This is a genomic window from Pedobacter sp. (assembly GCF_035317785.1).
Classification (GTDB): Bacteria; Bacteroidota; Bacteroidia; order Sphingobacteriales; family Sphingobacteriaceae; genus Pedobacter.
In genome coordinates this window covers 1-5441 of sequence record NZ_DATHGC010000307.1, presented here as the reverse complement: position 1 = coordinate 5441, position 5441 = coordinate 1, and the positions used below count along the sequence as shown (strand labels likewise).

At 45.0% G+C, this 5441-nt stretch carries 6 protein-coding genes; 2 read left to right on the top strand and 4 right to left on the bottom strand.

Features of this window, described 5'->3' with window-relative positions; all coding sequences use genetic code 11:
* The 4 genes from VK541_RS19280 to VK541_RS19265 form a co-directional block, all read right to left on the bottom strand.
* Nucleotides 1–278 (bottom strand): polymer-forming cytoskeletal protein (locus VK541_RS19280; RefSeq protein ID WP_324372050.1); only part of this gene is annotated, 278 nt, incomplete at its 3' end.
* Nucleotides 278–1114 carry a M23 family metallopeptidase gene (locus tag VK541_RS19275; RefSeq protein ID WP_324372049.1) on the bottom strand — a complete coding sequence of 279 codons (837 nt, stop codon included), beginning with the start codon at nucleotides 1112–1114 and terminating at the stop codon, nucleotides 278–280. The genes VK541_RS19275 and VK541_RS19280, both read right to left, overlap by 1 nt.
* Before the next feature lie 73 nt (nucleotides 1115–1187).
* Nucleotides 1188–1922, bottom strand: coding sequence for a DUF4197 domain-containing protein (locus VK541_RS19270; RefSeq protein ID WP_324372048.1), 735 nt, complete (start codon nucleotides 1920–1922; stop codon nucleotides 1188–1190).
* Nucleotides 1909–3888, bottom strand: coding sequence for a vWA domain-containing protein (locus VK541_RS19265; RefSeq protein ID WP_324372047.1), 1980 nt, complete (start codon nucleotides 3886–3888; stop codon nucleotides 1909–1911). The genes VK541_RS19270 and VK541_RS19265 overlap by 14 nt, the downstream gene beginning before the upstream one ends.
* 98 nt (nucleotides 3889–3986) lie before the next feature.
* Here VK541_RS19265 and VK541_RS19260 point away from each other — a divergent pair, with 98 nt between their 5' ends.
* Nucleotides 3987–4565 carry a sigma-70 family RNA polymerase sigma factor gene (locus tag VK541_RS19260; protein WP_324372046.1) on the top strand — a complete coding sequence of 193 codons (579 nt, stop codon included), beginning with the start codon at nucleotides 3987–3989 and terminating at the stop codon, nucleotides 4563–4565.
* Nucleotides 4558–5441 (top strand): carboxypeptidase-like regulatory domain-containing protein (locus tag VK541_RS19255; protein ID WP_324372044.1); only part of this gene is annotated, 884 nt, incomplete at its 3' end. The genes VK541_RS19260 and VK541_RS19255, both read left to right, overlap by 8 nt.

Genomic DNA, 5441 nt, shown 5'->3' with positions numbered 1-5441 from the left:
TTAACTCTCCCTGTTTTCTTAATTTCCAGCTGCTGGGCTTTGACATTGCCGTTTACCGTTCCGTAAAGAATGGCCGAAGTCGTTTCAATATCTCCGACTATGATTCCCTTTTCTCCCAGAATGACTCCATTTATAACTTTTACATTTCCGGTGACCTTACCGTCAATTCTGATTACTGATTTACCACTGATTTCTCCGGTGATTATAAAACCGTCGCCGATTATTGTAGATATTTCCTGTTGATTGATGTCACTTACCTGTTTGGTTTTCTTGAACATTACTCGAGTGTTAAAAAGGATCTGGGATTGATTATTTTACCGTATCTGTGTACTTCATAGTGTAAATGGGGACCTGTCGACCTTCCTGTCGACCCGATTCTGCCAATTTTTTCGCCGGCCTTCACCTGCTGGCCGGCTTTGATCAGGATCTTTGAAAGATGGCCGTAATAGGTTTCAAATCCGTTGCCGTGACTGATCACCACGCAGTTGCCATATCCGCCGCGGCGACCTGCCGTGACGACCCTCCCGCTAGCCGTGCTTTTGACGACCTCGCCATATCTTCCTCTGATGTCAAGTCCTTTATGCCTTTCTACACTTTCGCCGGTAAAAGGATTTTCACGGTGGCCATATCCGGAAGTGATCACGCCAAGGTGCGGATAGCCCATCGGGGTAAAAGCAACGTAGTCGATCATCTTATCCAGATGTGTATCATAAAACTCCCCCGTCTCCGCTGTTGACAAGATGTCGGAGCTTTGTTCACCTCCCACATTGGGTATGATTTGCCTGATGCCCCTGGCCTTCAGATATTTGTTTATAGTGAGCAGCTTTTTGTCAATAGAGAGGTAATATTTTTTGAGCGATGAGGTGTCAATCGAGGCAGATTCTTTCTTGCTTTTTTGCAATTCCTGAGCCAACTGCACTTTGCTGAGCTCAATTGTGGCCCTGCTATAAGTCAGGTAAAATATAGTACCCAATAAAAAAACAAAACTTGCCAGCACGCCGGCCAGGTACTTTTTCCAATGTTGCACAAAACTGCTTGGAACCTGTATGGGCCTGTTTGAACTCTGGTTTTTGTTTACAAAGATAATGGTGGTCTTTTCCCTTTTCCTTGACATATTTTAAGAGTTATAAAATTTACGGAATACAAATATATGATTTTCAGTTTCATATAAAAGTTCTCAGTAAAATCTACTTTTGCCGATCAGCATAACCAAACACTTTTTGTAAAAGCGTGGTAGATCTGGCGCCAATGTTTTCTCTTATTTTCAATTCTTCCTGGGCCACCTGTATGAACATACCATCTATGGCCTTTTGGGCTACATAAGAAGAAAGGTCAGTGTTTACCGGTTTCACCAGAGGGAGTTTATTGTACTGGCCTGCGGCATCTCCCCAATATTTTGTGGCGCCGACCTTGCTCAGGCTGGCTGTGATTACCGGCTTAAATTTTTCCATTAACTGAGCAGTAGTGACCCGCTTAAAATAATTGGTGGCGGCATCTTTACTCCCAAGTAAAATATTCGTTGCATCAGCAATCGTCATTTGTTTTATAGCCGAAATGAAGATAGGTTTGGCCTCTTTGGCCGCGTCTTCCGCTGCGCGGTTTAAACTTGTGATCACATTATCTGCCAAAGGGCCCAGGCCTATGCCGCGCAAAGCCTTTTCCACCTTTTGTGCTTCAGGAGGGAAAAGGATCTTCACAGCAAGATTCCCCAAAAATCCGTCCTTGGCAGACAACTTGTCTGAACCATTTGAGGTCCCGATTTCCAGCGCCTGCTTAATTCCAAGCCCTATTTCAGTCACACTCGGATTTCCGCCCGCAGGGATCTGGTTCAATATTTTTCCAAGCTGGGCCTGGCTCTGCACGTCGCAACTGCTCAGACACATCAGAGCAGCCGCTGTAAAGTAAATGCTAATTCTTTTCATCAATCTTGTTTGTCTGCTCAATGGTAAGCAATTCTTTGGCCAGTAATTTGGCTGATTTTGCTAATTTAACAAATTCAGCACGATAACCTTCATTGTCTTTACCGATCGCATTTTGAGCAGAACTGATCACATGATCAAAACTGGCATTCTGTTTAAAATCTGATTGCCTGAGCAGCATCCCAAATTCTGCCACAGCAGCACTAAACCTAAAGTTTTCAGATGTTTGTCCAAATGGCTGCATATGATCTGCTACCGGATGGACGATCAGCTTGCTGACATTTCTGTCTGGTTTTTTATAGCGCATTTTTACAGTCAGCAATTCCCCGCTATTGTTCCTTACTACAGGTTTTTTCCCGGACTGGTATTTCAGGTCATCTACCCTTCCGGCGAAACTGCTTTTCACACCAACCGGGATCACTTCATATAAGGCAGTTACTGTGTGTCCCGCACCCATTTCCCCTGCATCTTTCAGATCGTCATTAAAGTCTCGGGCTTTCAGCATACGGTTTTCATAACCTACTAAACGGTAAGCCTGCACCTTTGCAGGGTTAAATTCGACCTGGAGCTTCACATCTTTGGCGATGGTAAACAAGGTGCCGCCAAACTCGCTGATCAATACTTTTCTGGCTTCAGTGATGTTGTCAATATAAGCATAGTTTCCATTGCCTTTGTCGGCAAGGACCTCCATCTTGCTGTCTTTAATGTTGCCCATTCCATAACCAAGAACAGTCAGAAAAATTCCGCTTTTGCGTTTGTTCTCAATCAGCTTTTGCATCGCATCGTCACTGCTTGCGCCCACATTAAAATCTCCATCCGTAGCCAGTATCACCCTGTTGTTGCCGTTTTTTATAAAATTGTCTGAGGCGATCTTATAAGCCAGCTCAATCCCCTGGCCGCCGGCAGTAGAGCCACCAGCGCTCAATTGATTTAAAGCTTCTTTTATTTTAATTTTTTGATCTCCGGGAGTAGAAGGAAGCACCATTCCTGCCTGACCGGCATACACCACTATCGCTACCTTGTCCGACGGCCTGAGCTGCTCTGTCAGCAGTTTGAAGGAGGATACCAGCAGCGGAAGTTTATTGGGCTGGGCCATAGATCCGGAAACGTCAATAAGGAATACCAGATTGGATGCAGGGAGACGATCTGTGGTGATTTTCTTCCCCTGCAATCCAATCTTTACCAATTTATGGCTGGTATTCCAGGGAGCGCTGGAAATTTCTGTAGTGATGTTTACCGGGTCATCGCCTTTAGGCTGGGCATAGTCATAATCAAAGTAGTTGATCATTTCCTCTATTCTTACCGCATCAGCCGGAGGCAGGCCGCCGTTATTGATGTATCTGCGCAAATTGGTGTAGGATGCCGCATCAACATCAATGGAAAAAGTAGAGAGCGGTTGTGTCAAAGCTGTTCTGAATTGATTTTCAGTAATCGAAGCATAACTTTCGGAAGAATTTTCGGGAGCCGGACTTCTTAACATCATCCTGCTCTTAGATTTCTCAGCACGGCTATTCTGGATATTGAGGCCTGCCACTCTGCCTTGCAGCAATTGCTCAACCTGTGCAACAGGCACGTCCTTAATCTCCTTTCCCGTTGCGATATAGCTGCTTCCGGTTGTCTGATCTCTGGATCTTTTCTGATAACCACGAATGACCACCTCGTTTAAACTGCTTTGTGTTTCCTTCATCGCAACATCAAGCACTTTAGCCCTGATCTTTATTTTCTGGGTTTCATAGCCTATGTACACAAATGTCAGCTCCGTCGCACTGGCGGGAACTGTAATCGAATATTTTCCTTTTTGGTCCGTCGACGCGTGTTTCCTGTCCGGGCTGTATACGGAAACACCGGGTATTGGCTGCCCTGTTGACAATTCTGTAACTGTTCCGCTAATGGTCTGTGTTTTAACTTTCGCAGCTTTAAAAGCACCAAATAGCAACACAATTAGTACAGGTAAAATTAGCTTTTTCATATGTTTGGTTTTTCTTGATGATGTAAGCATTACAGAAATTCCATAGCACTTTGAAAAAATATTTTTATACTTGAGAAACATTACGCCCAGGCTATCCCTTGAAGTTTATAAAAAATAACGCCAGAATACAGGAACAGGATGATGCTGCCCTTATTGCGCGCTACAAAAGCAGCGGAGAGCTTGAAGTATTGGGTGTGCTTTACAACAAGTATATGCACCTGGTATTTGGGGTCTGTTTAAATTACCTCAAAGATGAAGAGCAAAGTAAGGATGCGGTCATGCAGATTTTTGAGGAACTGGTTCAGAAGCTGAAAGTGCATGAAGTGCAGAACTTCAAAAGCTGGCTGCACGTGCTGGCACGCAACCACTGCTTAATGGCCCTGCGCAAAAACTCAAAGCATACCACGGTCTCATTGGAAGATTCTTTTGTGGAAAACACAGATTTTGTGCATCTTGATATCGATGATACAAAAGAAACCCGGCTCAGCGTTATGGAAAAGTGTATGGAAACACTTCCGGAAGAACAGCGTGTGAGCGTAGATCTGTTCTATTTGCAGGAGAAGTGTTATAAGGAAGTGGCAGACATTACCGGCTTTGATATGCTGAAAGTGAAAAGCTACATACAGAATGGGAAGCGCAATTTGAAAATTTGTATAGAAAAGAATAGTGGTGAATAAGGATTGGTTAGATATCGTAATATTAGAGGATTACCTCGACGGCAAGCTTGATCCCAGGACGATGAACCGTGTAGAACGGGAAGCCCTGGAAGATCCGTTTGTGGCCGAAGCCCTTGCCGGGCTTAGTGCATCCCCAAAAAAATCACTTGAATCCATCTCTTTACTTCAAAAACAATTACAGGAACGGATCGCGGAACAGCAGCACACTAAAAAAACGGCTTTAATTACCTGGCAGCGCCTCAGTATTGCGGCTACCGCTGCGGTACTGTTTATCTCTGTGGGCATCATCTTCTGGATGAAACAAAACAACTACCAGGATATGCTGGCCAAACAGGCCAAACAGCCTAAGGAAGTTGAGGTGACCATTGCCTCCAAAGAACTTAAGGACAGCCTGATTAAAGCTCAGACACAAGTTGCGGCAGCGAAACCCCCGAAGGCTGAAACTCCGAAAGCAGAGAAAAGTCCGTCAAGGGCGATGGAGGAAGCGATCAAAGCTGCGAAAACCAGCGCGTACGCTTCCACTGCGAAAGCTAAAATGAAAAGCATTAGCACCGCAAATCCTTCCCCCGTTGCGGCCAGCAGTGTCGACATCAGCTCGGCTGCCCTGGCAAGGACAGTCATTAAAGGTAAGGTGCTGGACGAAGCAAGCGGACAACCACTGGGAAACGCGGCCATCTATGTCAAAGGAACCAGCATCAGAACATTCACGAATAATGCAGGAGAATTTTCCGTTACCTCAGACTCCCTGCCGAAAAACCCGGAGATCACCGCTGCGTATATCGGGTATGAAAATGCTATTGCACAAGCTAAGGTCAACGAATCCAATGTGTTGGTTCTGAAGGAGAACAAAACTGCACTCAATGAGGATGTCGTCCG